The following is a 25,928-nucleotide window of genomic DNA, read 5'->3' on the forward strand; positions in this document are numbered from 1 at the left end:
CTCGAACACGTCAACAGACAATTTCAAAAAATCACCAAGAAACGACAAGCGACTGAAAATACAAAGGAAATTCGAGGAGGTGTTATCAACAGGGCGAACGACATCCAAATCCTCTGCAGATTTCGGCGCTCACATCACCGAACACGGCAGAAAACGATGAGGGGTAGCCTGGGCGCTCTATCGCGGCTGCAGGATCTGGCCCACCGGCGCTGCCGCGAGCGGCCTTTCGCGGCTGAAATGGCCCCAGTTCTCCCGCACGATCTGCATCAGGAACTCACGCACCGCACGCACCCGCGGCACGGCGACCAGATCGCGGTGGCAGATCATCCAGTAGGTGCGCTTCAGCTCGACCTCGTCGGGCAGCACGATCTCGATGTCCTTTTCGTCGCGCGCCATGAAATGCGGCAACACGCACAGACCCAGCCCCTGGCGCACGGCCTTCAACTGCGTGAGGATGCTCGAGCTCTGGAAATGCGCCCTGAGGCCCGGCTGGATCTCGCCGAGATAATCGAGCCCGGGCGCAAAAATCATGTCTTCGATGTAGCCGACGAAGCGATGGGCGGCGAGATCGTTGCGGCTCCTGATCGGCGGGTGGCTGGCGAGATAGCTGCGCGAGCCATAGACATGCAGCGTATAGGGGGTCAGCACCTCCGAGTGATAGGGGCCGGCCTTCGGCGCCGTCAGCGCCACCGACAGGTCCGCCTCCTTGCGCGACAGTGACATGATCTGCTGGATCGCCACCAGTTCCAGCGAGATGTTCGGATAGGTCGCGGCAAAACTCGACAGCCGGTCCGACAGGAAGAAGTTGCCGAACCCTTCGAGCGTGCTCAGCCGCACCACGCCGCGTTGCGCCGTCAGACCGTCGCTGATGTCGAGCTGCAGCTGCTCGGTCTCGCGCTCGATGCGTTCGGCGGTTTCGACGAAGCGCTGGCCGATCGCCGTCAGCACGTAGCCGCGCGGATTGCGCTCGAACAGCTTGACCTTGAGGGCGAATTCCAGCCGGTCGATGCGCCGCGACACCGTCGCGTGGCTGGTTCTGAGCCGCCGCGCCGCCGTCGACAATTGCCCGGTGCGCGCGACCGCCAGAAAGAACTGCAGATCGTCCCAGGTGAAGTTCGGATTCATCTCGCTGCCCCCATCTGTTCGAAAATGAACAGACCCTGTTTGCAATTTACGGGCGACAGCGCTTGCATCCAAGCGGTTTTTTCCGGATTGTAACGCCGGAGCCGACATCTGAGGAGCATGTCTGGCCAAATTTGAACAGAACGGGACTGACGGTCCGGCAATGCCACGCGCTTTGCCGGAGCGACACGCCATTTCGTGTTGCCAGTCCCTGCCTGCTGACCCTTGGAGGAGGACACGATGACGAAGAAACTGCTCACCGCATTCGCCATGATGCTTGCCGGCAGCACGGCCGCATTCGCCGACGCATCCGACGGCAAGGTCAAGATCGGCATCCTGAACGACCAGTCCGGCGTCTATGCCGACTTCGGCGGCAAGTCTTCCTACGAGGCCGCGCTGATGGCGGTCGAGGACTTCGGCGGCAAAGTTCTGGGTGTTCCCGTGGAAGTGATTACCGCCGACCACCAGAACAAGGCCGACATCGCCTCCAACATCGCCCGGCAATGGTATGACACCGAGCAGGTCGACAGCATCATGGAGCTGACAAGCTCATCTGTCGGCCTCGCCGTCCAGGCGCTGTCGAAGGAAAAGAAGAAGATCACCATCAACACCGGCGCTGCCACCACGGAACTCACCGGCAAGCAGTGCTCGCCCTATGGTTTCCACTGGGCCTATGACACCCATGCGCTGGCGGTCGGCACCGGCGGCGCGCTGGTCAAGCAGGGCGGTGACAGCTGGTTCTTCCTGACCGCCGACTACGCCTTCGGCTATTCGCTCGAGGAAAACACCGGCAACTACGTCAAGGAAAACGGCGGCACCGTCGTCGGGTCCGTCCGCCATCCGCTGGCGACCACCGACTTCTCCTCGTTCCTGCTGCAGGCCCAGTCTTCGGGCGCCAAGGTGATCGGCCTTGCCAATGCCGGCCTCGACACTTCCAACGCCATCAAGCAGGCGGCCGAATTCGGCATCGTCCAGGGCGGGCAGCGCCTGGCGGCGCTGCTGTTCACGCTTGCCGAGGTGCATGGCCTCGGCCTCGAGGCGGCGCAAGGCCTGACGCTGACCGAAGGCTTCTACTGGAACCGCAACGAGGAAACGGCAAAGTTCGGCAAGCGCTTCATGGAGCGCACCGGCAAGATGCCGAACATGGTTCACGCCGGTACCTACTCCGCCGTGCTTTCCTATCTGAAGGCGATCGAGAAGGCCGGCAGCGATGACGGCGATGCCGTTTCCAAGGAACTGCGCGCGCTGCCCGTCAACGACGTCTTTGCCGAAAACGGCAAGGTCGCCGAGAACGGCCGGATGATCCATGACATGTACCTCTTGGAAGTGAAGAAGCCGGATGAAAGCAAGGAGCCCTGGGACTATTTCAAGGTGCTCGCCACCATCCCCGGTTCGGAAGCCTTCATCGATCCGGCCAAGAGCGGCTGCGACCTCGTGAAGTCGTGAGCGGTCGGATCGCGATGGCCGCCGCCTTGAAGGAACAGAATGGAGCGCCGCGGGTGGTTTTGTCCGCCCGCGGTCTCCGTCGCGATTTCGGCGGCTTCACCGCCGTCAACAACGTCAATCTCGACGTCCACCATGCCCGGGTGCATGCGCTGATCGGGCCGAACGGCGCCGGCAAGACGACGGTCTTCAATCTTCTGACCAAGTTCCTGCAGCCGACCGACGGCACGATCACGCTCTTGGGCGAAGACATCACCCGCATGGCACCGGACAAGGTGGCGCGCAAAGGCCTGGTGCGCTCGTTCCAGATTTCGGCGGTGTTTCCGCATATGAGCGTGCTCGACAATGTGCGCGTCGCATTGCAGCGGCCGAACGGCCTTGCCACCCAGTTCTGGAAGCCGATGTCGGCGCTCGACGGACTGACGGCCAAGGCCGATCAGCTGATCCGCTCGGTCGGCCTCGACAAGGAGCGAAACGCTGTTGCCGCAGATCTTTCCTACGGCCGCAAGCGAGTGCTTGAGATCGCCACGACCCTGGCGCTCGACCCGAAGGTTCTTTTGCTCGACGAGCCGATGGCCGGCATGGGCCATGAGGATGTCGGCATGGTCGCCGAGATAATCCGCGAGGTGGCGCTGGAACGTGCCGTACTGATGGTCGAGCACAATCTCTCCGTCGTCTCGACGCTCTGCCATCATGTCACCGTGCTGCAGCGTGGCGAGATCCTCGCCGAGGGCGACTATGCCACGGTGTCGGCCGATCCGAGGGTTCGCACCGCCTATATGGGCACGGAGGAGGTCTGAGATGAAACCGCTTCTGAAAGTCTCCGGCCTCAACGCCTGGTATGGCGAAAGCCATATCCTGCATGGCGTCGACATGACCGTCGGCGAAGGCGAAATGGTCACCCTGCTCGGGCGCAACGGTGTGGGCAAGACCACGACGCTGCGCTCGATCATGGGCATCGTGCGCAACCGCAAGGGCGCGATCGAGTTTGCCGGCGAGGACCTGATCAAGGTGCCGCTGCACCGGGTCGCCCATCGCGGCCTCGGTTTCATTCCCGAGGAGCGCGGCATCTTCTCGACGCTGTCGGTTTACGAAAACCTGCTGCTGCCGCCGGCGGTCGCCAAGGGCGGCATGACCGTCGACGAAATCTTCGAGCTTTTTCCCAACCTGCACGAGCGCCGCAACAGCCCCGGCACCAAACTTTCCGGCGGCGAACAGCAGATGCTGGCAATCGCCCGGATCTTGAGAACCGGTGTGCGCATGATGCTGCTCGACGAGCCGACGGAGGGCCTTGCCCCCGTGATCGTCCAGCGCATCGGCGACGTGCTGAAGACGTTGAAGGAGCGTGGCATGACCGTGCTTCTGGTCGAACAGAACTTCCGCTTCGCCAGCAAGGTCGCCGACCGTTTCTACCTTATGGACCATGGCCGCATGGTCGGCGAGTTTCCCGTTTCGGAACTCTCCGCCCGCATGGGCATGCTGCACGACGTGCTGGGGGTCTGAGCCATGACCATGATTTTTGGAATTCCGCTGCAAGCCTTCCTCGGACAATTGCTGATCGGCCTGATCAACGGTTCGTTCTACGCGCTCCTGAGCCTCGGCCTTGCGATCATCTTCGGCCTGTTGCGCGTCATCAACTTCGCCCACGGCGCGCAATACATGCTCGGCGCCTTCTTCGCCTGGTTGCTTTTGTCCTATTTCGGCATTGGTTACTGGCCGGCGCTGGTTATCGCCCCGCTTGCGGTCGGCCTTGTCGGCGCGATCATCGAACGCACGATGTTGCGGCGGCTCTATACGCTCGATCCCCTTTATGGCCTGCTCTTCACCTTCGGTCTGGCACTGACGATCGAAGGCACGTTCCGCTATCTCTATGGCGCCTCGGGCCAGCCCTATGCGACGCCTGCAGCCCTTGCCGGCGGCACCAATCTCGGCTTCATGTTCCTGCCCATCTATCGCGGCTGGGTGATCGCCTTCTCGCTCGTCGTCTGCATCGGCACCTGGCTGATCATCGAAAAGACCAAGCTCGGCTCCTATCTGCGGGCGGCCACCGAAAACCCGATCCTCGTCCAGTCCTTCGGCATCAACGTGCCGTTCCTCTTGACGCTGACCTATGCCCTCGGAGCGGCCCTTGCCGCCCTTGCCGGCGTGCTCGCGGCGCCGATCTACCAGGTGTCGCCGCTGATGGGCACCAACATCATCATCGTCGTCTTCGCCGTGGTCGTCGTCGGCGGCATGGGCTCGATCATGGGGGCGATCGTCACCGGCTACCTGCTCGGCGTCGCCGAGGGGCTGACGAAGGTGTTCTACCCCGAAGCCTCCAACATCGTGATCTTCGTGATCATGGCCATCGTTCTCCTGATACGGCCTGCAGGCCTCTTCGGCCGGGATGTTTGATATGACACTGACACTCGATATCGATAAGCCAAGCGAAAAGAAGCCGGCCGTCGCGCAGACGATCATCCTTACGGCCGGTCTGGCGCTGCTGATGCTCGCGCCGCTGTTCTTCTACCCTGTCTTCCTGATGAAGCTCCTGTGCTTCGCGCTGTTTGCCTGCGCCTTCAATCTGCTGCTCGGCTACACCGGGCTTCTGTCCTTCGGCCATGCCGCCTTCTTCGGCGGGGCCGCCTACTTCACCGCCCATGCGGTGAAGGAATGGGGACTGCCGCCGGAACTCGGCATTCTGGTGGGTGTCGCAGGTGCGGCATTCCTCGGCGCGATCATCGGTTTTCTCGCGATCCGCAGACAGGGCATCTATTTCGCCATGATCACGCTGGCGCTGGCGCAGATGTTCTACTTCTTCTGCCTGCAGGCCGAATTTACCAAGGGCGAGGACGGCATCCAGTCCGTACCGCGCGGCCACCTCTTCGGCTTCATCGATCTCAGCCAGTCGACGAACATGTATTACTTCGTCCTCGGCGTGTTCATCATCGGCGTTGCCATCATCTGGCGGATCATCCATTCGCCCTTCGGCATGATCCTGAAATCCATCCGCGAGAACGAGACGCGCGCCGTGTCGCTCGGCTATTCCGTTCGCAACTACAAGCTCGCGGCCTTCGTCATGTCGGCGGCTCTGACCGGCCTTGCCGGCGGGGTCAAGGCGTTGGTGTTCCAGTTCGCGACTCTGACCGACGTCAGCTGGCAGATGTCGGGCGAGGTCATCCTGATGACCCTGCTCGGCGGCATCGGCACGCTGATCGGGCCGCTGTTCGGCGCCGGGCTGGTCGTGACCTTGCAGAACTATCTGGCCACCTCCGAATTCCCGGTCACCATCATCACCGGCCTGGTGTTCATGGTCTGCGTGCTTCTGTTCCGGCGCGGCATCGTCGGCGAGTTCTACAATTCGAGGCTCGGCCGCAAGCTCGGTTTCGAGCATCGGCACTAGACCAGTCAGCCTCGGCATAGGAGCCGGCCCGGTCCCCCGCCTTCGGCCGGACCGGGCATCGACAGGAAGAGTGAGCCCATGGACACGTTCGACTACATTGTCGTCGGAGCGGGCAGCGCCGGCTGCGTTCTGGCAAACCGTCTTTCGGAAAACCTGGATCGCCGCGTCCTGCTGCTCGAGGCCGGCGGCAGTGACAATTATCACTGGATCCACATCCCTGTCGGCTACCTCTATTGCATCAACAATCCCCGCACCGACTGGTGCTTCACCACCGCCGCGGAGGAGGGGCTGAACGGCCGGTCGCTCGGCTACCCCCGCGGCAAGGTGCTCGGCGGCTGTTCGTCGATCAACGGCATGATCTACATGCGCGGCCAGGCGCACGACTACGATCACTGGCGCCAGCTGGGCTGCACCGGCTGGGGCTGGGACGACATCCTGCCGCATTTCCGCAAGTCGGAAGACCACTATCGCGGCGCCGATGAGATGCATGGCGCCGGCGGCGAATGGCGGGTGGAAAAGGCGCGTGTGCGCTGGGCGGTGCTCGACGCTTTCCAGAAGGCGGCGACCGAGGCCGGCATCCCGGAAACCGCCGATTTCAACCGCGGCAACAATGAGGGCTCGGGCTATTTCGACGTCAACCAGCGCTCCGGCATCCGCTGGAACACCGCCAAGGCGTTTCTGCGACCCGCGCGCAACCGACGCAACCTCACTGTTCTCACCAAGGCCCATGTCCGCCGGCTGGTGATCGAGGAAGGTCGGATCGCCGGCGTCGAGTTCCAGCACGACGGCGTGGTCAAGCGGGTGCGCTGTCGCCGCGAGACCGTGCTTTCGGCCGGCGCCATCGGCTCGCCGCAGATCCTGGAGCTTTCGGGCATCGGTCGCGGGGAAGTGCTGCAGGACAACGGTGTCGAGGTCAGGCATGCGCTTTCAGGCGTCGGCGAGAACCTGCAGGATCATCTGCAACTTCGCCTCGCCTACAAGGTCACCGGCGTGCCGACGCTGAACGAGAAGGCAAGCACATTGTTCGGCAAGGCGGCGATCGGCCTTGAATATCTCGCCAGGCGCTCAGGCCCGATGTCAATGGCCCCGAGCCAGCTCGGCATCTTCACCCGGTCCGGCCCGGAGAAAGAAACGCCGGACCTGCAATATCACGTCCAGCCGGTGTCGCTCGAAAAGTTCGGCGAGCCGGTTCACGCCTTCCCGGCAATTACCGCAAGCGTCTGCAACCTGCGCCCCGAGAGCCGGGGCTCGGTGCACCTGAAAGGGCCGGATTTTGCGGCGGCGCCGGACATCCGCCCGCGATATCTCACGGCCGAGGCCGACCGCGATGTCGCGGTCCGTTCCATCCGCCTGACCCGGCGTATCGTCAGCCAGCCTGCCTTCGCGCGTTTTGATCCCATGGAGTTCAAGCCGGGGCCGACCTACGAAAGCGACGACGATCTGCGGCGCGCCGCCGGTGATATCGGCACGACGATCTTCCACCCGGTCGGCACCTGTCGGATGGGCGCGGACCCGGCAAGCGTCGTCGATCCCGAACTGCGCCTGCGCGGGCTGCACGGCTTGAGGATTGCCGATGCCTCGATCATGCCGACGATCACGTCCGGCAACACCAACTCGCCAACGATCATGATTGCCGAGAAGGCGGCGGCGATGATCCTGGCGGCCAATCCCTGACCCTCGAATCACATCGTCTGGCCGCCCGGATTACGGTAAACTGGCCAAAATGCGACGTCCAAACCTTAAAATTGGGGACCGGAACCTCTATATGGACCAGTGACGGCCCTCATGGGGCCCAAGCACGATAAGGGGTTTGAATGGCAATGCAGCGTTTTGGACGAGCTCTGGCGATGATGGCGATCGGTCTCACGGTCGGGCTCACGGTTGTGGATGTCGCCGAGGCACGGCGCTCCGGTGGCGGCTTCGGCAGCCGCGGAACACGCACCTTTTCGCAGCCGCCCGTCACCCGCACCGCGCCGACAAACGCGGCACCGATCGACCGCTCGATGACGCCGCGCCAGGACGCTGGCCCGACGACGGCCACACCGGGTGCCGCCCAGACGCGTCCAGGCGCTGCCAACACGCCCAACGCTCGTCCCGGCTTCTTTAGCGGCTTCGGCGGCTCGCTTCTCGGCGGCCTGATGGTCGGCGGCCTGATCGGCATGCTGATGGGCGGCGGCTTCGGCGGTGCTGCCGGCTTCCTCGGCCTGATCGTGCAGATGCTGCTGATCGGCGGCGTGATCATGCTCGCGATGCGCTTCTTCGGCCGCAACCGTCAGCAGACGGCCTATGCCGGCCCGTCTGAGCGGTCGTCGGCCCAGCAGCCGTCGTTCAAGATCCCGAGCATCGGCGGTGGCCAGGCAAATGCGCAGGTGAACACCCGCCCGAACGTCGCACCGACACCGGCCGCCACAGCGGAAGGCCCGGCCGATGAAATCGGCATCGGCCAGTCGGACCTCGAACAGTTCGAGAAGATGCTGAAGGACGTCCAGGCGGCCTATGCGGCCGAGGATTACGGCACTCTGCGTCGCCTGACGACACCGGAAGCCATGTCCTACCTCGCCGAGGAACTGAGCGACAACGCCACCAGCGGCGTCAAGAACGACGTCACCGACGTCCATCTCGTGCAGGGCGATGTCGCCGAAGCCTGGTCGGAAAACGGCACCGACTTCGCGACGGTCGCGATGCGCTACGAGAGCATCGACGTGATGCGCGACCGTACGACCGGCAAGGTGATCAGCGGCGATCCGGACAATCTGACGGAAGCTGTCGAGCTTTGGACCTTCGTGCGCAAGGCCGACGGCGAATGGCAGGTCTCGGCGATCCAAGGTGTCGGACACGCCTGATAGTATCAGCACGATAAACCTTTGAGACCCGGCCGGCCCATCCGACCGGGTCTTTTTTTGGCCTGCACGTACCGGCGACGGCGCGGGGGATATGCGGATCAGTCGGTCCCCGAGCCAAGAGCGGAGAGCGCCATCCGCGTCAATGATCGGCAGCCGTCCCCACATCACCAAGAATGCGAGAGACAAGCCCCCGCAACCAGCGATGCCCCAGATCGCCATCGCGGCGCCGATGCCAGATCTGCTCGAAGTCGAACGGCGGAATGGCAAAGGGTGGCTCGAAAACGGCCAGGCCATGGCCATCCCCCTGCGGCAGGATACGGCGTGCCACGGTCAGGACGAGATCCGTCCCACGCACCAGGCCGGGCGCAACACTCCAGTGGGGAATAGCAAGACAGATGCGGCGCGACTTTCCTGTGATTGCCAGCGCAAGGTCGATCTCGTTGCCGACATCACCGCGCAACGACACCAGCACATGCGGTCGGGCGAGATAGTCGCCAAGGTCCATGGCCGGCAATCCGGCAAGCTGCGACGCATCTGCAAGGCAGGCAAAGCTTTCAGTGAACAGCAACGATGACCGGATACCTTCACCGTGGGTCGGAAAGACGCCGAGCGCCAGATCGATCTCGCCTTCGGTGACCTGCGAGGCCATGACCTCGCGGCTCGCCTGGCTGACGATCAGGTCGACGTGCGGCGCTTCGATCCGTAAGGTCGCCATCAGCTTCGGCAGCAGCACCGCCGCGCCATAGTCCGACATCGCCAGCCGGAACACATGCCGCTCCGTTGCCGGATCAAAACCTGCCGGCGTCAGCAACGACCGCATCCGGCCCATAGCGTCAGTGAGTTGCGGCGCGATTTCGAGCGCCCGCAGGGTCGGCTCCAATCGTCCGCCATGCCGCACCAGCAGGGGATCATCGAAAAGTTGGCGCAGGCGCGCCAGTGCGTGGCTGACCGCAGGCTGACTCTTGTTGAGGCGCAGGGCGGCACGCGACACGTGGCGCTCGGCCAGAAGGGCATCGAGCACCACGAGCAGGTTCAGGTCGATTCCGGCGAGATTATTCATACTGCGAATATACACTGTGCAAAATCAGAATTTCCATTCCTGTTTCGAATGATGGAGCATCAAGCCGTCAAACAGATCGGAATATCGTCATGCCAAATGCTGGGTCCCTCCTCCTCATCCTCGCCGCCGTCTTCGCCGGAGCGGTCGTGCCGTTCCAGGCCGGCGCCAACGCCATGCTCGGCCGCCTCATCGGCCACCCCCTATGGGCCACCGTCGTTTCGCTCGGTGTCAGCCTCGCTCTCATCATTCCCATCATGATCGCATTCCGTGTGCCGATGCCAACGCTCGGCGAAACCATGAAGGGTCCCTGGTGGATCTGGATCGGCGGCGCGGCCGGCGTCATCTACATCACCGCCGCTCTGCTGCTCGCTCCGAAACTTGGCGCCGCCAGCTTCATCGTTGCCGTCATTGCCGGCCAGATGGCGGTCTCAATTGTCATTGACCACTTCGGCCTGATGGGCTTCCCGGAAAAACCTGCCAGTGTCGCCCGTCTGATCGGCGTTGCGCTGATCGTCGGCGGAATGGTGATCACGCAGCTTGCAAGCGCCCTACCGGCACTCGCAAGCCAGACCCGTTGATCGTGTACACCTGCCACCGTAATTCTTGCCGCTGTCGCCGCAATGATGCTAGTCAGTGCCCATGTCGAGCGAACCGCACCTGATGGCGTGACGAGCCCCGCAAGGCGGGGCTTGTTGCAGCGAGCCCAAAGTCGCCCGTGTCCAACGGGCTGGTTTCCGTTGTTCGATTGATCTCTTTTTCCTGAATTCGCTGCCCGCCCAAAGCGGTTGCCGCGATTGTCGGGAGCACGAGGCGATCGACTGCCAATCGGGCTCATCATGAATTCTCCGTCTCTCTGGAAATCGGGCGCCTTCCGGCGCGTCGGCTTCGCTTTTGCCTTCTATTCATTCTGCTCCTGGATGTTGGTCGCGGCGCTGCCGCTTCTCGTCGCGCAACGGTTCGGCACCGGCGCAGAACTTGTCGGCAGCCTCGCGCTCAGGCTCGCGCCGCGCATTATGTTTGCGCCGGTTGCCGCCGGGTTGATCCGACGCGCCGGTCCACACACAGCCGTTGGCACCGGGCTCATCGTCACTGCACTGTGCCTTGTCGTTGTCGCCGCCGTCGAGCACGCGGGTACGCTGCAGATCATGGTTCTGATCATCGGCCTCGCAGACACTGTTGTTGTCCCCGGCCTGTTGGCGCTGCGCGCGGCCGTCGTGCCCGCCGGCCGCAACATGGAAGCAAACACCGCGTTTCAGACGATCGACCGGCTGGCCAAGATATTCGGTCCGCCGGCCGCAGGCCTCGTGCTAACCATCGCGTCCCCTGCCCTGGCTTTTCCGGCACTTGCCATCGGCCACCTCTTGGCGGCAATTGCCCTTGGTTGGGGCAATGTGGCAGCAGGGCAAAAGCGGCTCACGCCGGATCCGGCACACACAACCGGCCTTTTCCGGGTAGCGGCCGCAACGTTGCGCGAAAACCCGATACTCTTGGCGCTCGTTCTACCCGCTCTCGGCTACATGATCTCCCTCGGAGCGCTGCAACCCTTTCTCTTCTGGCTCAATCACGACCAGTTCGGGCTTGGTCCGTCGATGTGGACTGTGCTGTTGGCAGCGCAAGGGGCCGGCGCCGTTCTCGGTGCGCTCGTCTCGAACTGCCTGGCGAGAACGTTGATCGGTACGCCGTCGCTGCTGACCGCCTATCTCGTCGCAAGTCTTCTTGAAGGGGTGACGACACTTGGGCTGGTTTTCGCCCCAAGCCATGCACTGGCGACGACGACGCTGATCATCGGCGGCATCCCCGAAATGGTAGCCTTTGCCGCCTATTTCACGATCATCCAGCAGCGGCTGAGCCTCGAGCGCCAGGCGGTCTTCTATGCGCTGAGCCTGCCGTTGATGGACCTGTTCATGGTGGCGGGTGTCCTCACCGGAATGCTGCACAGCGCCGGCTGGATGACGTTTCAACAATTCTGGTTCGTTGCCAGTGCCGGCGCCATACTTCCCGTTCTTCCGTTCCTGGTGTGGAGGCCGCGTGTCAAAACGACGCTCGAGGACCTAAGTCCCGACGCAGAAAGCAAGATTGCCGAAAAAAGTATGGCCGGCGGCTGGCGCGACGGCCACCGCTAGGGCCATACTCTGCCGGGCTGAAATGAGGGGACTGGCATGCGGGACAAGTTGTTCATCGACGGAAAATGGGAAAAGCCGCGGCGCGGGGGGACGCTCGACGTCATAGATCCGGCGACCGAGGAGGTCATCCACCGCGCGCCGGCAGCCACCTATGACGACATCGACCGCGCCGTCAAAGCTGCCCGCATCGCCTTCGACAGTGGCCCATGGCCGAAGCTCACCGGCACCGAGCGGGCCGTCTATCTCCGGGCCATTGCCGAGAAGATCGAGGAAAGACGCCATGCGCTGGCGCGTCTTGAGGTCACCGACAACGGCAAGCCGTTGCCGGAAGCGCTTTGGGATATCGACGATGCCGCCGGCTGCTTTCGCTACTATGCAGGCCTTGCCGAAGAACTCGACGCCAACCCCGAGGAAACGATCGCCGTCGGCGACAACCGCTTCACCGCTCGCGCCATTCGCGAGCCGCTCGGGATCGTCGGCGCAATCACGCCCTGGAACTATCCGTTGCTGATGGTCTCCTGGAAGGTGGCGCCGGCGCTTGCCGCCGGATGCACCATCGTCCTCAAGCCGTCGGAACTGACGCCGCTGACGGCTTTGGAACTCGGCGCCATTGCCGAGGAGATCGAGCTTCCGCCGGGTGTGCTCAACATCATCACCGGCACCGGCCAGGATGCCGGCCAGCCGCTGACCGAGCATCCGCTGGTCGACAAGCTCGCCTTCACCGGCTCGGTGCCAACAGGGCGAAAGGTAATGATGGCCGGCGCCCAGGACATCAAGAACATCAGCCTCGAGCTCGGCGGCAAGTCGCCCTTCGTGGTTTTTGCCGACAGCGATATCGATAGAGCCGTCGAATGGATCATGTTCGGTATCTTCTGGAACCAGGGGCAGGTCTGCTCGGCAACCTCGCGCGTGCTCGTCGAGGAGCCGATCTACGAGGCCGTCGTGAAGCGGCTCTGCGAAGAGGTGGCCAAGATCAAGATCGGCAATGGCCTCGACGACGGCACGCTGCTCGGGCCGATCGTTTCCAAGGGGCAGTATGACAAGATCCTGACCGCCATCGACCGCGCCCGCCAGGACGGCGCGACCATCGCTGCAGGCGGCGGCCGGCCGGCCGGCTTCAACAGCGGCTACTTCATCGAGCCGACGGTTCTGACCGACATGAGCGAAGACAGCTATGTCTGGCGCGAGGAAATCTTCGGGCCGGTCGTCTGCGTCAAGCCGTTTGCAGACGAAGCGGATGCGGTGCGCATGGCCAACGACAGTCGCTTCGGCCTTGCCGCAGCCGTCATGTCGGCAGACAAGGCACGCTGCGAACGTGTCGCCCGTGCGTTGCGCGCCGGCATCGTCTGGGTCAACTGCTCGCAACCGACCTTCACCGAGGCGCCCTGGGGCGGCTACAAACAGTCGGGCATCGGCCGCGAGCTCGGCCGCTGGGGCCTTTCCAACTACCTTGAGACCAAGCAGATCACCAGCTTCGACGCCGATGAGCCCTGGGGCTGGTACATCAAGGCATAGCGCGCCTCGCAAGCAGCGGCGCCGGCCACAGAGGGCGGCGTCAAATTCCCTTCATGCTGCTATGGAATAAGCCCAGGGACGGTCGCATCATGCCGCGGTGCGACCGGGTTGCGCGCTTGTGCGCTGGAGGGATGTGATGAACAGGTCAAATGGCGACTTCGACGGGCAGGACTGGCTGGAGGCGGAACTCGCCGATACGCTCGACGAAGACTACGAGCTCGAGCTTTCCGAGCCGGCGCTTTCGGAAGAGATCCGCAAGATCTACCGCAAGAGCCATCCGCCATCGCTGCCGCGCATCGACTATTTTCGCGCGCTGATCGCGCTTCAGTCCGAGCTGATCAAGCTGCAGGACTGGGTCGTGCACCACAAGGAGAAGGTCGTGGTGATCTTCGAGGGGCGCGATTCGGCCGGCAAGGGCGGCGTGATCAAGCGCATCACCCAACGGCTCAATCCGCGTGTCGTTCGGGTGGCAGCCCTGCCCGCCCCGTCGGACCGTGAAAAGACCCAGTGGTATTTCCAGCGCTACGTGCCGCATCTGCCGGCCGGCGGCGAGATCGTGCTGTTCGACCGCTCCTGGTACAATCGTTCCGGCGTCGAGCGCGTCATGGGCTTTGCGAGCGAAGACCAGGTCGAGCAATTCTTCAACGACGTACCGGAATTCGAGCGCATGCTGGTACGTTCGGGCATCCGGCTGGTCAAATACTGGTTCTCGATCACCGACGAGGAGCAGCAGATGCGCTTCCTGGTGCGCATCCACGACCCGCTGAAACAGTGGAAGCTGTCGCCGATGGACCTCCAGTCGCGCGTGCGCTGGGAGGCCTATACCAAGGCCAAGGAAGAGACCTTCGCCAGGACCAACATTCCCGAGGCACCGTGGCACATCGTCGAAGGCAACGACAAGAAGCGGGCGCGGCTGAACTGTATGGATCACCTGCTGCAGCAGATCCCCTATGAGGACGTGCCGCACGAGGAAATCACCCTGCCGGAGCGTGTCTTCAATCCGGACTACGAGCGCAAGGTTCTGCCACCGGAACTCTACGTGCCGTCAAAATACTGAGGCCGGCGCCGGTGCGCCATGAAGCAAGGTCGGGTCTTTCCGGCCTTGCGGACTTGCCAAGCCGACGCGGAAATCGGACAGTCCGTGAAACGACGGTTTCATGGAATTGGTAATGAGTCCCAAAGAGCGATCCTTCCTCACCCGCGTCCGCCAAGTGCTGCCGGAACTGCATCCGGCAGAGCGGCGCCTGGGAGACTTTCTCTGCGATTTTCCTGGAGAGGTCGCCAGCTACTCCGCCCAGGAGCTGGCGGCGCTGGCGCATGTGTCGAAGGCAACCGTGTCGCGGTTCATCCAGCGGCTCGGCTATGACAACTACGAGGAGGCGCGCCGCCACGCGCGCGCCGACAAGCAGACGGGATCGCGGCTGTTCCTGGCGACAAGCGCCGATACCGCCGGCGAACAATCCGTCACCGCCCATGTGGCCCAAGGCGTCGCCAACATCGAGGCGACGTTCCTGGCGATTTCCGAAACGCAGATCAACGCCGCGTCGGCAGCGCTGCTCAAGGCGCGAAAAGTCTGGGTCATCGGCTTTCGCGCCAGCCATTCTTTCGCCACCTATCTGCAATGGCAGCTGACCCAGGTGATCGAGAACATCGCGGCCATTCCCGGCGGCGGCCAGACGCTCGGGGAACATCTCGTCAGCTTCACGCCCGACGACGTGGTCATCGTCTTCGGCCTGCGCCGCCGCATCGCCCTGATGGACACGCTCCTCGGCCAAGTGGAAAGGTCCGGCGCACGCCTGCTCTACATCACTGACGAAGGCGTGCCCTTCCTCAGCCAGGCCGAGTGGCATTTCCGCTGCCAGACGCTCGCCCCTGGCCCTCTTTTCAACCACGTCTCCGTCATGGCGCTCTGCCATCTCCTGACAACGCGCTGCATCGAAACCGCCGGTGTCACCGGCCGGAACCGCCTGCGCGGCATTGAAGCGCTGAACGACGCGCTCGAAGAGTTGTGACCGTTGTTTAGGCACCTGCCTGAAACAGCAGTCCATTCTTCGATCAGGTGAAATCATAGTTTCATCGATGCAATGCGAGCGAACAGAAGCTCATATATTTGATTATAAAAGAGAAACTGTGATTTCTTTTACTCTGGCACGAAATCTGCATTCCTCAATGGCATTGCTGTGAAGAAGAATTGTACTGGACGGTAGCAGCGCTCGTCAGGCGTGAAACGTCCGGTTCGTCGGCTCCAAAGCAAATTTCCAGTATGAAACCATGATTTCTTGATGTAGCATCATGAAACTAAGTTTTCACGCCAGTTAAGCCATAAAGGGGAACAAACCATGGCAGCGGAAAATATGGTGCCTACCGGCAAGTCTTCGCCGGTCATTCGACAGTTGGAATCAGCCTTCACCAAGATCGGCGTCACCGGCGCCCACAAGCAGATCATCGCCCTGGTTCTGATCGGCTGCCTGTTCGACAGCTTCGAGCAGAACACCATCGGCGTCGCCGGTCCCATCCTGAAGGAACATTGGGGCCTGACCGGCACCGACATCGGCTTCCTCAACACCATCACCTTTGGCAGCGCCGCTCTCGGCCGGTTGCTGTCGGGCATTCTCGGCGATCGCTACGGCCGCCGCGTGATGCTGACGATCAACCTCCTGCTCTTCACCATCGGCTCGGCCGCCTGCGCGCTCGCGCCGAATTTCGCAGCGCTGTGCTTTGCCCGCGCCATCGTCGGCTTCGGTGTCGGCGGCGAGATCTCCACCGCCGTGACGATGCTGTCGGAATTCTGCTCGCCGAAATTCCGCGGCACGGCAGCCGGCCTCGTCAATGTCGGTGCCGGCGGCTTCGGCAATTTCCTGGCGCCGGCCTTCGGCCTTTTGATCTTCACGCTCTTCCCGGGTGAAAACAGCTGGCGCTGGTTGTTCGCAGCCTTGGCCCTGCCTGCGCTGCTGGTGGTCTTCTATCGCCGCTTCGTGCCGGAGACGCCGCGCTTCCTCGCCTCCCAAGGCAAGATCGACGAGGCCAACAAGGTGCTGTCGATCCTCGCCTCCGGGTCGCTGCGGCCGCGCAACCTCAAGGTCGAGGAGTACCTGACCAAGGAGCATCTCCAGGACGAAGCACCGGCCAAGAGCGACTGGAAGGAGCTCTTCCGCGCACCGTTCATAGGCCGGACCATTCCCGTCGCGATCGCCATCCTCATGAGCTACGGCGCGCAGCTGTCGGTGCTGACCCTGATGCCCATCATCTTCGTGTCGATGGGCTACACGCTGCAGGGCAGCCTGCTCTACAGCATGATCATCCAGAGCGGCAGCGTGCTCGGCGCCATCGCCGCCTCGATGTTCGGCTACTACTTCCCGCGCAAGAAGGTGCTGACAACAGGTGCTGTCTTTGCCTGCCTTGCAGCGATTTCGATCGCCTATCTCGGCACCAACATCTATCTCGTCCTGATGTTCGGAGCGATCTTCCAGTTCTTCGTGCTTTTGCTCAACACCTCGATCTGGATCTACGCGCCTGAGCTTTTCCCGACCCGCATCCGCGCCTTCGGCGTCGCGCTCATCCTGGCGACCGGATCGGCGGCTGGCTCCTTCGTGCCGACCATCTCCGGCATGCTGTTCGACACCTACGGCATGGTCGGGGTGTTCGGTCTGGCAGCCGGCATGTATGCGGTCTTCGCTTTCTGCATCCAGCTCGGCCCCGAGACCTATGGCATGTCGATGGAAGACCTGGACCAGCCGGCGGATGCCGACCTCGCCAAGGCTGAACCGAACAAGATCAATGTCGGCATGGAAGTCAGAACGTGACCGCGCATATCCTGTTGATCAACCCGAACAGCTCGCAGGCGACAAGCAGCATGATGCTCGCCATCGCCGAGCGGGCTGTCACCGGACGCTTGGCCGTGGCAGTCGCCACGGCCAAGCGGAACCCGCCGATGATCGTCACGCCGCAGCAATTGACCGCTGCGGCCGACGAGGTCATCGAGATCGGCGCGGCGCACGACGACAGTTGCCTCGGCATCATCGTCAGCGCCTTCGGCGACCCGGGTCTCGCCGACCTGAAAGCCGGGGTCGACATTCCGGTCGTCGGCATCTGCGAGGCCTCGATGATCGAGGCCGCGCGGGGCGGCCGCAAATTCGGCGTCGCAACCACGACGCCGGAGCTGATCGAGGCAATCGACGATCGTGCCCGCGACCTCGGCCTTGTCGGCCAGTACACCGGCATCCGCTGCACGCCGGGCGACCCGCTCGCCCTTGCCGGTGATGAAAAGCGACTGCGGGAAGCGCTCGGCGAAGCGGTGCGGCAATGCATCGAGCTCGACGGTGCCGAGGCCGTCATCATCGGCGGCGGCCCACTCGGCCAGGCGGCAGAACAGTTGCAGCCGCATTTTGCGACGCCGATCATCGCACCCATCCCCTGCGCGGTGGAGCGTGTGCTCGACCTGATGCGGGTCAACGCCTGACCCGCAATTTCAGCGTACTCTATCTGGCTCCGGCTCCAAGCGACGCCCCCTCGTAAAAGCTCGGGCTCTGCCCCAACCGGCAATTGACCTTGTTGCCGGCAAGGACTCTGTGATATTTTCGAGTGTCCTTACATGCAAAACCGAAGCTGGGGCGGAGGTGGCGCAATGAACTATCTGTGTGCTTCTGTCGCCGGGCTGGCGTTCTTCACCTCGGCGGCATTTGCAGGTCCCTTGCATGACGCGGCAAGAGACGGCGACATCGGGCGCGTCACACTGTTGCTGGATCAGGGAACCGACATCACCGAGCCGGATATGGCCGGTGAACCCGCTTTGCTGGTCGCATCGCTTGCCGGACGACCGCAAGTGGTCGCTCTGCTGCTCGACCGCGGCTGCGACATCGAGATCCGCAACAAGGGCGGGCTGACCGCCCTGCACGCGGCCGCCTACGGCGGTAATCTCGACACCGTCAAACTGCTCGTCGCCAAGGGTGCCGACGTCAACGACAGCAAGAACTTCTACCATATGTCGCCTCTGCATGCGGCAGCCGAGGAAGGCCACGCCGACGTCGTGGCAGTGCTGCTGGCACAAAAAGCAGAGATCGAGGCGAAGGAACGCAACGGCTATACGCCGCTGACACAGGCCGGCTGGCGTTCGCACTGGGACGCAGCCGAGCTTCTGCTCAAAGCCGGCGCCACCTGCCAGAAAGCCGACCTCGTCGGCGACTGGCTCTACACCGAATGCACCAAGCGGAAGTGATGCCTGAGCGCGCGCCAACCGCATCCGGAAATCGGAGAAGAGGAATGTCATACCATCGATACGCTTGCGCCTTCGGTCTCGCGACCACGGCGTTTCTCGCCTTATCCGCGCCAACGATGGCGGAAGATCTGGTCAATACCGGCTATTTCGGTGATGTCGCCATCAAGGGCTACGACCCGGTCGCCTATTTCACCGAAAGCAAGGCGCTGGAAGGCTCACCGCAGATTTCCTATCGCTGGCTCGGGGCGAACTGGCAGTTTGCCAGCGCCGAAAACCGCGAGCTGTTCATCCGCGAACCCACCCGATACGCCCCGCAATATGGCGGCTACTGTGCCGATGGCGTCTCGTTCGGAACGGTGACCACCAACATCGATCCAAAGGCCTGGCGGATCATCGAGGGCAAGCTGTTCCTGAGCTATGATCCGGGTGCGGCGGAAGGTTTTGAGAAGAACCCGAACAAGCTGGTCGATTCCAAGAAACACTGGTCCGAAGTGGAAAACACGCTCGTTTCGGAAAAGCTCGGCACCACCTGGCAGAAGGCGCGCTAAAACCTTCCCATTCCAAACGCCGTCATTGCGCGATCGAGAAGAACTTCAGCGCCTGCGGCGTCACGTGAATGAAGTCGGCACTGCGTTCGCCCTTGGCTGTGTTCCGGTAGACGTAGCCGCAGACCATGCGGTCGAGGAAATAACCGTCGAACCTCTCGCAGAGTTGATTGCCCTTCACCTCGATGCGGCCGGTGATATTGGTGTTGGCACTGCGATAGGCGGTGTTACCCGCCTTGTCGAAGAACTGCATGAAACTGGTGCCGTTCTTGTGCTGCCCGCTCCAGGTCTTGTCGCTGATAAGCGCACCGAGTTGCGCAGGTCCCAGCCGGTCGGCGGCCGCTCCGACGAAACCGAAGGGCCACTCCGGAATGCCGGCGGTGCGCAGACCATAGAGGTGGCGGTTCAAGTCCTCCTCGCGCCAGTAATCATAGAGATAGCCGTAATAGGTGAGATTGGTGTCGGGAAAGAGTTTTAGCAGCGCCTCCCCTTCCGCAACCGCGCGAGCCCGATCGCCGCGCTGCGCATAGGCGGACGCCAGATACTCGCGGGCAGCCTCGGCATTGGGCAGGGACTCGCCTGCGACCTCGATGAGCGGAATCGCCCGGTCGATATCCCGCGCTGTGTAGTAGACGATGCCGGCCAGCAGCCGAAGACTGGCGGATGGCGACGGATCGAGCCGCAGTGCCCGCTCCAGATCGGCGATCGCCTGCTGGTGGTCTCCGGTCTGCGCCAGGATCAGCGCCTGATTGGCATAGGCTTCGGGATCGCTCGGTTGGGCTGCGACCGCCCTTGCTGCCGATTGCCGCGCTTCCGTCTCGCGGCCGTCGACGAGCTGCAGCAATGCCAGCACCGTGTGGGCGCGCGCATTGTTGGCATCGAGCTTCAGGGCCTGGCCGGCAGCGTCATAGGCGATCTTGCGGGCGACGGCCGCCGACCAGAGAGAGTTGTAGTCGTTGCGCCAGACATCGACGGCAACGCGCGCGATCCCGGCATGGGCATCGGCGAATTGCGGATCGAGGTCTATCGCCTTCTGATAGAAGGCCAGGGTCTGACGATAGGTGTCGACATCGCTGTAGATCAGCCCCTGCTGCTCGGCGCGCATGTAATAGTCGTAGGCTTCGAGATTGTCGGTCGGAATGCGGGCAAGCTGGTCGCGCTCTCCTTCGCTGAGCTTGACCTCGAGCGCCGCGATGATCTTACCGATGACATCATCCTGCACGGCGAAGAGATCGGCATATTGCCGGTCGTAGCGCTCTGCCCAAAGCGACAGGCCGCTCATCGCATCGATCAGCTTGACGTTGATGCGCAACCTTTGGTCCGCCCGCTGCAGCGTGCCTTCGAGAATGTAGTGAACGCCCAGTTCCGCCGCCACGTCCTGGATTTTCGAAGCGCTGTCCTTCATCGCAAAGACGGAATGGCGGGCAATCACGAACAGTCCGGAGACTTTCGACAGCTCGGTGATCAGGTCGTCGGTTAGTCCTTCGGCCAGATGGTCATGATCCCGGTCGCCGCTGACATTGATGAAAGGCAGGACGGCGACGGATGGCTGGTCGGGCAAGGGATAGGCAATGCGCTCCGTCGAGGTCTCCGGCAGAATGAGCGTCCACGGCTGCCACCAGGCCGCAGCAAGTGCGAGGATCAGCATGAGGCCACCAGCAATGAGGATGCTTTTTCGTGCGGGATGGTGTGTCGTCGCCTTGACGATGGTCTTGCCGACATCATCAGGATCGAGAAGCACGCGGTACACGCGAATGGGCTCGGCAATGCCCCTCACCGTCTGCTCGCCAAGCGAGGCAAAGCCGACGGAAATCTTCGATCGCACCTGATCATAGGCGGTGCCGGAAATGGCTATGCCGCCGGGCTCAGCGAGCCCTTGCAATCGATCGGCCGTATTGACGCCATCGCCGTGAATGTCGTCGCCTTCGACAATGATATCGCCGAGATTGATGCCGATGCGGAAATCGAGACGGCGATCGGCTGCGACCTTGTCGGCCTGCTCGGCCTTGCGTTGCTGGATTTCCACCGCGGAGCGAAGCGCATCGACCACACTGCGAAACTCCACCAGCAGGCCGTCGCCCATCGTCTTGACCAGTCGTCCGTGGTGTTCGGCAAACTGCGGCTCCAGAATGTCGTGCAGGTCGCTCTGGAATCGGGCGCGCGTTCCCTCCTCGTCGAGCCGGCTCAGGCGAGTGTATCCGGCGACGTCGGCGATCAGGACGGCTGCGAGGCGGCGCTCCATCGACGGTCTCTTTACCTACGATGTATTCCACGGGCGATGTTACCGCAGGTCGTCAGGCGCCGCCATCGAGTCGACAGCCATGATGGTGGCGCCGTCGTAACTGTTACGTACTTGCGGTTTTCCGCCGGTCGCTCAGCATCGAGATCGTCTTGGTTCCGCACGGTTTTGCGGGTGCCGTCGACTGCCTGCGCCACACGCATTCATCTGGAGGACTTCGCATGCTCGGACGACGAACCCTTCTGATCTATGGCGCGCTTGCTGCCACGCTGCCCCCGTTGACGGCCCTGCGTGCCGTTGCCGCCGATGTGGCGCTCAAACCAGACGAAGCACGGGCAATCGCCAAGGAAGCGACGATCTACGGTTTTCCGCTGGTCGACAATTACCGCGTCCAGCATTCCTATTTCGTCGACACCGGAGGACCGGAGTTCAAGGCCCCCTGGAACGAACTCGTCAACAATGCACGGGTCTATACGCCGGACGACAAGGCGATCCAGACCCCGAACTCCGATACGCCCTACTCCTATGTCGGCGCTGATCTGAGAGCCGAGCCCCTGGTGTTCACCGTGCCGGCGATCGAGAAGAAGCGTTACTACTCGCTGCAGTTCATCGACCTCTACACCTTCAACTTCGCCTATATCGGCAGCCGCGCCACGGGCAACGAGGCAGGCAGTTACCTGCTTGCGGGGCCGAATTGGAAAGGCGAAACGCCGCCCGGCATCAAGGCCGTTATCCGCTCGGAAACGGAATTCGCCTTCGTGCTTTACCGCACGCAGCTCTTCAACCCCGGTGACCTCGAAAACGTCAAGAAGATCCAGGCCGGCTATCGGGTCGAGCCGCTGTCGAAATTTCTCGGCCAGCCGGCACCGGCCCCGGTCCCTGTCATCGACTTCATCGCGCCCTTGAGCGCGGCCGACGAAAAGGCATCGCCCGATTTCTTCAAGGTGCTCGACTTCATCCTGCGGTTCTGCCCCACGCACCCGTCCGAGACGGCGCTGATGCAGCGTTTCGCTGACTTGAATATCGGCGGAGGCAAGACATTCGACCTCGATGCCTTCCCGCCGGATGTCCAGAAAGCGATCACCGACGGCATGGCGGATGCCTGGGCCGCGTTCAAGGAACACAAGGAGACGATGATCGACACCGGCAAGGCGTCGAGCGCCGATGCATTCGGCACCCGCGAATTCCTGAAGAATGATTACATGCAGCGCATGTCGGGCGCAGTGCTAGGCATCTACGGCAACTCGAAAGACGAAGCCCTTTACCCCGCCTATTTTACCGACGACCAGCAAAAGCCGCTCTCCGGCGCAAGCAGGTACGCCCTGCGTTTCGAGCCCGGCCAACTGCCACCTGTCAACGCCTTCTGGTCGCTGACGCTCTACCAGCTGCCGGAAAGCCTGCTCTACGCCAACCCGCTCGATCGCTATCTCATCAATTCGTCGATGCTCCCGAGCCTCAAGCAAGACGCCGACGGCGGCATGACCCTTCATGTCCAGAACGAGAACCCGGGCGCTGATCGGGAAAGCAATTGGCTGCCCGCACCGAAGGGACCATTCTTCGTAGTCATGCGGCTCTATTGGCCCAAGCCCGATGCGCTCGACGGCAAATGGAAAGCCCCACCCCTGCAACACGTCAACTGAACATTGAGGATCGTGACATGACCCTATCTCGTATCACCTTCGCTATGGCAGCGGCTCTCGCCGGGTTCAGCCCGTTGCCGGCGGTAGCAGCAGACCCTGTCATCGTCGGTGTCGACAATTTCGTCCGGGCCGAGAGCGACATGTACATCAGCTCGATGGTCAAGGACGCGGGCCTGGGCAAGTTCCTGCATCGCCGCGAGCCGGCTTCGATCGACAATCAGACCGTCATTCGCCTCAATCGCGACACGCTTTATTCCTCGGCGGTCTTCGACCTCGATGCCGGGCCGGTCACGATAACGATGCCCGATGCCGGAAAGCGGTTCATGTCGATGCAAGTGGTCAATGAGGACCACTACGTGCCGCAGGTGACCTATGATGCCGGCGAGCACACGCTGACAAGGGAGGGTGTCGGGACGCGCTATGTCGTTGTCGGCGTCCGCACACTGGTGGATCCAGCCGATCCCAAGGACGTCGAGGACGTCCATGCTTTGCAGGACGCGATCAAGGTCAGTCAGAAGAGCATTGGCACATTCGAGATCCCCGCTTGGGACCCGGCGAGCCAGAAGACGGTGCGCGAAGCCCTGCTCGTGCTCGGCTCGACCATGCCGGACTTCAAGAAGGCCTTCGGCACCAAGGACGAAGTCGACCCCGTCCGCCACCTGATCGGCACAGCTACCGGATGGGGCGGCAATCCGGACAAGGATGCTGTCTATCTCAACATCACACCGGCCAAAAATGATGGTGCAACGGTCTACAAGCTCGATGTGAAGGATGTTCCGGTCGATGCCTTCTGGTCGGTAAGCGTCTACGATGCGGCGGGCTATTACGAGAAGAACCCGTACGACGCCTACGCACTCAACGACATCACCGCGAAGAAAGGCGCTGATGGCACGATCGCCATCCAGTTCGGTGGCTGTGACGGCAAGATAGAAAATTGCCTGCCGACCACGAAGGGCTGGAATTACACCGTACGCCTCTATCGTCCAAGGCAGGAAATACTGGATGGAAAGTGGCAGTTTCCGGAGCCGAGCCCCGTCAACTAGCCGGGAGCAATGGCTGACCAGGCATCGGGTTGAGGTGCGGCGGGCATAACGAGCGCGAGCTATCATCGGCGCTTGCCTGGCCGCACGGCATTGGCGCTTGCCTGGCCGCACGGCATTCCAACGCGCAAGACGTTTCCGGCAGAAACGCGAGACGGCCTTCCGCCAGGAGAGACGGAAGAAAAGAGATGGAGAGCGCTTCCGCAAGCCGGTTTAGACCGGAAACGCTCCAGGTCGTGCAATGATGAGGGAAATCAGGCGGGGGTACGCTTGCGCGCCGGCTGGCGCTTCGGCGCTGGGACCACAGGTTCGGCGTCAGCCTCCTGCAGGAGCCGTTGAGCCTTGAGCTTTTCGGTCTTCTTCTCGCGCGCCAGCTTTTCAGCAGCAACGATACCGCGAGCCGTATGGTCGGTCGCCGCAGCCTTGTCGGCTGCCGACAAGCGCTCGGGCTTGAAAAGATCTTTCTTCGTCGACGTCATGCGTACCTCCTCGCTCGGGCGTGGACCGATGCCGAAATCGGCATCGGTGCCTCAGATTTAGCGGGTGCGGACGGCCTTCTTCGGCGCCGGCAGCAGGCCTTCGCGCTGCAGCTTCTTGCGCGCAAGCTTGCGCTGGCGACGAACGGCTTCGGCCTTTTCGCGAACGCGCTTTTCCGACGGCTTTTCGTAGGCGCTGCGCGCCTTGAATTCGCGGAACAGTCCCTCGCGCTGCATCTTCTTCTTGAGAATGCGAAGTGCCTGGTCGACGTTGTTATCTCTAACGAGTACCTGCAAGGTATATCCTTCCCTTTGGTTCGTGGCCGCACACCGGCGGACCGAAATTGCCTAAAGCTATCTTCCGATCCGGATGCGCGACGGTTTCAGCCAGGGTTCCCCCTTGGCAATGATGCGCGACGGTCCCTCTTCGATGGGAGAGGCCGCCTCAGTGGTCTCGACGTCGCTTGCAACGATGCGACGTTCGAAATTCTCGCCGTCGAAACGGACGCGATATTGTGTCTCGCCGTGGTCGGCGGGCAGAACACCGATGATCCGGCACGTCCTGACGGCGGGTGCCAGCTTGGTGAAATCGGCCCTTACGGTCACCGTGTCGCCAACGGCACAAATTCTGCGGGTCATGATAGTTTCCTTCCCCGGCGGTGCAGGGTCCGGACGCAAAAAGGCCGGGCTTCACCCGACCTCTTCCCGTCAATCAAACGTCCCCAGCCAGTACATCCGTGGTCGGGGGAGGCAGATGACGATTCATTCCGCCCGCAGATTGTCGGCAGAGTTCTTGCCGGTCTTGCGGTCGCGGACGATGTCGTAGGTGACCTTCTGGCCTTCCGCCAGCGAGCCCATGCCTGCACGCTCTACAGCGGAAACATGAACAAACACGTCAGTCGTGCCGTCATCCGGCTGGATGAAGCCAAAACCCTTGGTGCCATTGAACCACTTGACTGTGCCTGAATTCATAACGATCTCCTTTCAATCGTTGATTTCGCTCGACGGGTATTCGCCGGGCCGTGTCGATGTTGAGAGGAAATCTGACTACGCTTTTCAGCGCTTTGACAAAGGTCGCAAGCAATATTCGATTGCACCCATATAATTCTTTTTTCGAGATTTTCAATGTTTCATTTGGAAAACCGCTCGAAATGCAACGGCGCCACCGAAAAACAACGTTGGTTCAAGCGTGTTTCGATTGGAATCCTTTCGGAATTTCCATCCTGTTATTTTTGGACGCGCCAAGAAATATATCTTCGCCTTCGACGATAAACCACGAATGCAG

Annotated in this window: 25 protein-coding genes; 18 read left to right on the plus strand and 7 right to left on the minus strand. The window is 62.2% G+C overall.

The genetic code is table 11. The features are described 5' to 3' along the window. Positions 1 to 177: 177 nt before the first annotated feature. Positions 178 to 1,125: a LysR family transcriptional regulator gene (locus tag AC07UR_RS13690; protein ID WP_173418170.1), complete on the minus strand. Its 948-nt coding sequence runs from the start codon at positions 1,123 to 1,125 to the stop codon at positions 178 to 180. Positions 1,126 to 1,362: 237 nt separating this feature from the next. Between AC07UR_RS13690 and AC07UR_RS13695 the strand changes: the two genes are divergently transcribed. The 7 genes from AC07UR_RS13695 (at position 1,363) to AC07UR_RS13725 (ending at position 8,790) form a co-directional block, all read left to right on the plus strand. Then, entirely contained in the window at positions 1,363 to 2,568 is a 1,206-nt protein-coding gene (locus AC07UR_RS13695) for an ABC transporter substrate-binding protein (protein WP_173418171.1), read from the plus strand. A gap of 14 nt (positions 2,569 to 2,582) precedes the next feature. Beyond that, the gene (locus AC07UR_RS13700; protein WP_209790607.1) at positions 2,583 to 3,365 is read left to right on the plus strand and encodes an ABC transporter ATP-binding protein; all 783 of its coding nucleotides are present in this window, start codon (positions 2,583 to 2,585) and stop codon (positions 3,363 to 3,365) included. Between the two features lies 1 nt (position 3,366). After that, positions 3,367 to 4,068, plus strand: coding sequence for an ABC transporter ATP-binding protein (locus AC07UR_RS13705; RefSeq protein ID WP_209790586.1), 702 nt, complete (start codon positions 3,367 to 3,369; stop codon positions 4,066 to 4,068). A 3-nt stretch (positions 4,069 to 4,071) separates the two neighbouring features. After that, the gene (locus AC07UR_RS13710) at positions 4,072 to 4,959 is read left to right on the plus strand and encodes a branched-chain amino acid ABC transporter permease (RefSeq protein ID WP_209790585.1); all 888 of its coding nucleotides are present in this window, start codon (positions 4,072 to 4,074) and stop codon (positions 4,957 to 4,959) included. Further along, a complete protein-coding gene (locus tag AC07UR_RS13715; protein WP_209790584.1) occupies positions 4,952 to 5,947 on the plus strand; it encodes a branched-chain amino acid ABC transporter permease in 996 nt (331 codons plus the stop codon). Before AC07UR_RS13710 ends, AC07UR_RS13715 begins: the two co-directional genes overlap by 8 nt. Positions 5,948 to 6,025: 78 nt before the next feature. Further along, on the plus strand, positions 6,026 to 7,621 hold the full coding sequence (locus tag AC07UR_RS13720; protein ID WP_209790583.1) for a GMC family oxidoreductase: 1,596 nt from the start codon (positions 6,026 to 6,028) through the stop codon (positions 7,619 to 7,621). Positions 7,622 to 7,761: 140 nt separating this feature from the next. After that, positions 7,762 to 8,790, plus strand: coding sequence for a Tim44 domain-containing protein (locus tag AC07UR_RS13725; protein ID WP_412728367.1), 1,029 nt, complete (start codon positions 7,762 to 7,764; stop codon positions 8,788 to 8,790). Between the two features lie 139 nt (positions 8,791 to 8,929). Here AC07UR_RS13725 and AC07UR_RS13730 read toward each other — a convergent pair whose 3' ends face one another. Next, entirely contained in the window at positions 8,930 to 9,850 is a 921-nt protein-coding gene (locus AC07UR_RS13730; RefSeq protein ID WP_209790582.1) for a LysR family transcriptional regulator, read from the minus strand. Between the two features lie 89 nt (positions 9,851 to 9,939). Between AC07UR_RS13730 and AC07UR_RS13735 the strand changes: the two genes are divergently transcribed. The 9 genes from AC07UR_RS13735 (at position 9,940) to AC07UR_RS13775 (ending at position 19,251) form a co-directional block, all read left to right on the plus strand. Beyond that, on the plus strand, positions 9,940 to 10,428 hold the full coding sequence (locus AC07UR_RS13735; RefSeq protein ID WP_209790581.1) for a DMT family transporter: 489 nt from the start codon (positions 9,940 to 9,942) through the stop codon (positions 10,426 to 10,428). A gap of 258 nt (positions 10,429 to 10,686) precedes the next feature. Continuing rightward, positions 10,687 to 11,973 (plus strand): MFS transporter, encoded by a 1,287-nt coding sequence (locus AC07UR_RS13740; protein ID WP_209790580.1) that lies wholly within the window; start codon positions 10,687 to 10,689, stop codon positions 11,971 to 11,973. A gap of 36 nt (positions 11,974 to 12,009) precedes the next feature. Then, the gene (locus AC07UR_RS13745; RefSeq protein ID WP_209790579.1) at positions 12,010 to 13,488 is read left to right on the plus strand and encodes an aldehyde dehydrogenase family protein; all 1,479 of its coding nucleotides are present in this window, start codon (positions 12,010 to 12,012) and stop codon (positions 13,486 to 13,488) included. 136 nt (positions 13,489 to 13,624) lie between these two features. Further along, positions 13,625 to 14,545: a polyphosphate kinase 2 gene (gene ppk2, locus AC07UR_RS13750; protein ID WP_053249327.1), complete on the plus strand. Its 921-nt coding sequence runs from the start codon at positions 13,625 to 13,627 to the stop codon at positions 14,543 to 14,545. Between the two features lie 112 nt (positions 14,546 to 14,657). Next, positions 14,658 to 15,500 (plus strand): MurR/RpiR family transcriptional regulator, encoded by an 843-nt coding sequence (locus AC07UR_RS13755; RefSeq protein WP_173418182.1) that lies wholly within the window; start codon positions 14,658 to 14,660, stop codon positions 15,498 to 15,500. A gap of 327 nt (positions 15,501 to 15,827) precedes the next feature. After that, the gene (locus AC07UR_RS13760; protein ID WP_209790578.1) at positions 15,828 to 17,291 is read left to right on the plus strand and encodes an MFS transporter; all 1,464 of its coding nucleotides are present in this window, start codon (positions 15,828 to 15,830) and stop codon (positions 17,289 to 17,291) included. Then, a complete protein-coding gene (locus AC07UR_RS13765) occupies positions 17,288 to 17,947 on the plus strand; it encodes an aspartate/glutamate racemase family protein (protein WP_209790577.1) in 660 nt (219 codons plus the stop codon). The genes AC07UR_RS13760 and AC07UR_RS13765 overlap by 4 nt, the downstream gene beginning before the upstream one ends. Before the next feature lie 165 nt (positions 17,948 to 18,112). Continuing rightward, a complete protein-coding gene (locus AC07UR_RS13770; RefSeq protein WP_173418185.1) occupies positions 18,113 to 18,703 on the plus strand; it encodes an ankyrin repeat domain-containing protein in 591 nt (196 codons plus the stop codon). A gap of 44 nt (positions 18,704 to 18,747) precedes the next feature. Beyond that, complete coding sequence (locus AC07UR_RS13775; RefSeq protein ID WP_412728366.1) at positions 18,748 to 19,251, plus strand: YHS domain-containing (seleno)protein; 504 nt, start codon at positions 18,748 to 18,750, stop codon at positions 19,249 to 19,251. Between the two features lie 22 nt (positions 19,252 to 19,273). On the opposite strand, the gene AC07UR_RS13780 is transcribed toward AC07UR_RS13775, so the two are convergent. Next, positions 19,274 to 21,490, minus strand: a complete 2,217-nt coding sequence (locus AC07UR_RS13780) for an adenylate/guanylate cyclase domain-containing protein (RefSeq protein WP_209790576.1) — start codon at positions 21,488 to 21,490, stop codon at positions 19,274 to 19,276. Between the two features lie 218 nt (positions 21,491 to 21,708). Here AC07UR_RS13780 and AC07UR_RS13785 point away from each other — a divergent pair, with 218 nt between their 5' ends. Both AC07UR_RS13785 and AC07UR_RS13790 read left to right on the plus strand, forming a co-directional pair. Next, positions 21,709 to 23,127, plus strand: a complete 1,419-nt coding sequence (locus AC07UR_RS13785) for a DUF1254 domain-containing protein (RefSeq protein WP_209790575.1) — start codon at positions 21,709 to 21,711, stop codon at positions 23,125 to 23,127. Between the two features lie 17 nt (positions 23,128 to 23,144). Then, positions 23,145 to 24,170 carry a DUF1254 domain-containing protein gene (locus tag AC07UR_RS13790; protein WP_209790574.1) on the plus strand — a complete coding sequence of 342 codons (1,026 nt, stop codon included), beginning with the start codon at positions 23,145 to 23,147 and terminating at the stop codon, positions 24,168 to 24,170. Positions 24,171 to 24,421: 251 nt separating this feature from the next. Here AC07UR_RS13790 and AC07UR_RS13795 read toward each other — a convergent pair whose 3' ends face one another. From AC07UR_RS13795 to AC07UR_RS13810, 4 genes are all read right to left on the minus strand, one after another. After that, complete coding sequence (locus AC07UR_RS13795) at positions 24,422 to 24,646, minus strand: hypothetical protein (RefSeq protein ID WP_173418189.1); 225 nt, start codon at positions 24,644 to 24,646, stop codon at positions 24,422 to 24,424. Positions 24,647 to 24,703: 57 nt separating this feature from the next. Beyond that, positions 24,704 to 24,940: a 30S ribosomal protein S21 gene (rpsU, locus tag AC07UR_RS13800; protein ID WP_025424996.1), complete on the minus strand. Its 237-nt coding sequence runs from the start codon at positions 24,938 to 24,940 to the stop codon at positions 24,704 to 24,706. Between the two features lie 57 nt (positions 24,941 to 24,997). Then, a complete protein-coding gene (locus AC07UR_RS13805) occupies positions 24,998 to 25,282 on the minus strand; it encodes a hypothetical protein (RefSeq protein WP_025424997.1) in 285 nt (94 codons plus the stop codon). 123 nt (positions 25,283 to 25,405) lie between these two features. Beyond that, positions 25,406 to 25,615, minus strand: coding sequence for a cold-shock protein (locus AC07UR_RS13810; RefSeq protein WP_025424998.1), 210 nt, complete (start codon positions 25,613 to 25,615; stop codon positions 25,406 to 25,408). Between the last annotated feature and the right edge of the window lie 313 nt (positions 25,616 to 25,928).

The sequence above is a fragment of the Ensifer sp. GW821-FHT05G01 genome, from assembly GCF_059419585.1.

What these genes read in the sequence shown, in the direction of transcription:
- AC07UR_RS13690 (WP_173418170.1), bottom strand. Translation starts at nt 1,125, where the DNA reads ATGAATCCGAACTTCACCTGGGACGATCTGCAGTTCTTTCTGGCGGTC.
- AC07UR_RS13695 (WP_173418171.1), top strand. Translation starts at nt 1,363, where the DNA reads ATGACGAAGAAACTGCTCACCGCATTCGCCATGATGCTTGCCGGCAGC.
- AC07UR_RS13700 (WP_209790607.1), top strand. Translation starts at nt 2,583, where the DNA reads ATGGCCGCCGCCTTGAAGGAACAGAATGGAGCGCCGCGGGTGGTTTTG.
- AC07UR_RS13705 (WP_209790586.1), top strand. Translation starts at nt 3,367, where the DNA reads ATGAAACCGCTTCTGAAAGTCTCCGGCCTCAACGCCTGGTATGGCGAA.
- AC07UR_RS13710 (WP_209790585.1), top strand. Translation starts at nt 4,072, where the DNA reads ATGACCATGATTTTTGGAATTCCGCTGCAAGCCTTCCTCGGACAATTG.
- AC07UR_RS13715 (WP_209790584.1), top strand. Translation starts at nt 4,952, where the DNA reads ATGTTTGATATGACACTGACACTCGATATCGATAAGCCAAGCGAAAAG.
- AC07UR_RS13720 (WP_209790583.1), top strand. Translation starts at nt 6,026, where the DNA reads ATGGACACGTTCGACTACATTGTCGTCGGAGCGGGCAGCGCCGGCTGC.
- AC07UR_RS13725 (WP_412728367.1), top strand. Translation starts at nt 7,762, where the DNA reads ATGGCAATGCAGCGTTTTGGACGAGCTCTGGCGATGATGGCGATCGGT.
- AC07UR_RS13730 (WP_209790582.1), bottom strand. Translation starts at nt 9,850, where the DNA reads ATGAATAATCTCGCCGGAATCGACCTGAACCTGCTCGTGGTGCTCGAT.
- AC07UR_RS13735 (WP_209790581.1), top strand. Translation starts at nt 9,940, where the DNA reads ATGCCAAATGCTGGGTCCCTCCTCCTCATCCTCGCCGCCGTCTTCGCC.
- AC07UR_RS13740 (WP_209790580.1), top strand. Translation starts at nt 10,687, where the DNA reads ATGAATTCTCCGTCTCTCTGGAAATCGGGCGCCTTCCGGCGCGTCGGC.
- AC07UR_RS13745 (WP_209790579.1), top strand. Translation starts at nt 12,010, where the DNA reads ATGCGGGACAAGTTGTTCATCGACGGAAAATGGGAAAAGCCGCGGCGC.
- ppk2 (WP_053249327.1), top strand. Translation starts at nt 13,625, where the DNA reads ATGAACAGGTCAAATGGCGACTTCGACGGGCAGGACTGGCTGGAGGCG.
- AC07UR_RS13755 (WP_173418182.1), top strand. Translation starts at nt 14,658, where the DNA reads ATGAGTCCCAAAGAGCGATCCTTCCTCACCCGCGTCCGCCAAGTGCTG.
- AC07UR_RS13760 (WP_209790578.1), top strand. Translation starts at nt 15,828, where the DNA reads ATGGCAGCGGAAAATATGGTGCCTACCGGCAAGTCTTCGCCGGTCATT.
- AC07UR_RS13770 (WP_173418185.1), top strand. Translation starts at nt 18,113, where the DNA reads ATGAACTATCTGTGTGCTTCTGTCGCCGGGCTGGCGTTCTTCACCTCG.
- AC07UR_RS13775 (WP_412728366.1), top strand. Translation starts at nt 18,748, where the DNA reads ATGTCATACCATCGATACGCTTGCGCCTTCGGTCTCGCGACCACGGCG.
- AC07UR_RS13780 (WP_209790576.1), bottom strand. Translation starts at nt 21,490, where the DNA reads ATGGAGCGCCGCCTCGCAGCCGTCCTGATCGCCGACGTCGCCGGATAC.
- AC07UR_RS13785 (WP_209790575.1), top strand. Translation starts at nt 21,709, where the DNA reads ATGCTCGGACGACGAACCCTTCTGATCTATGGCGCGCTTGCTGCCACG.
- AC07UR_RS13790 (WP_209790574.1), top strand. Translation starts at nt 23,145, where the DNA reads ATGACCCTATCTCGTATCACCTTCGCTATGGCAGCGGCTCTCGCCGGG.
- AC07UR_RS13795 (WP_173418189.1), bottom strand. Translation starts at nt 24,646, where the DNA reads ATGACGTCGACGAAGAAAGATCTTTTCAAGCCCGAGCGCTTGTCGGCA.
- AC07UR_RS13805 (WP_025424997.1), bottom strand. Translation starts at nt 25,282, where the DNA reads ATGACCCGCAGAATTTGTGCCGTTGGCGACACGGTGACCGTAAGGGCC.
- AC07UR_RS13810 (WP_025424998.1), bottom strand. Translation starts at nt 25,615, where the DNA reads ATGAATTCAGGCACAGTCAAGTGGTTCAATGGCACCAAGGGTTTTGGC.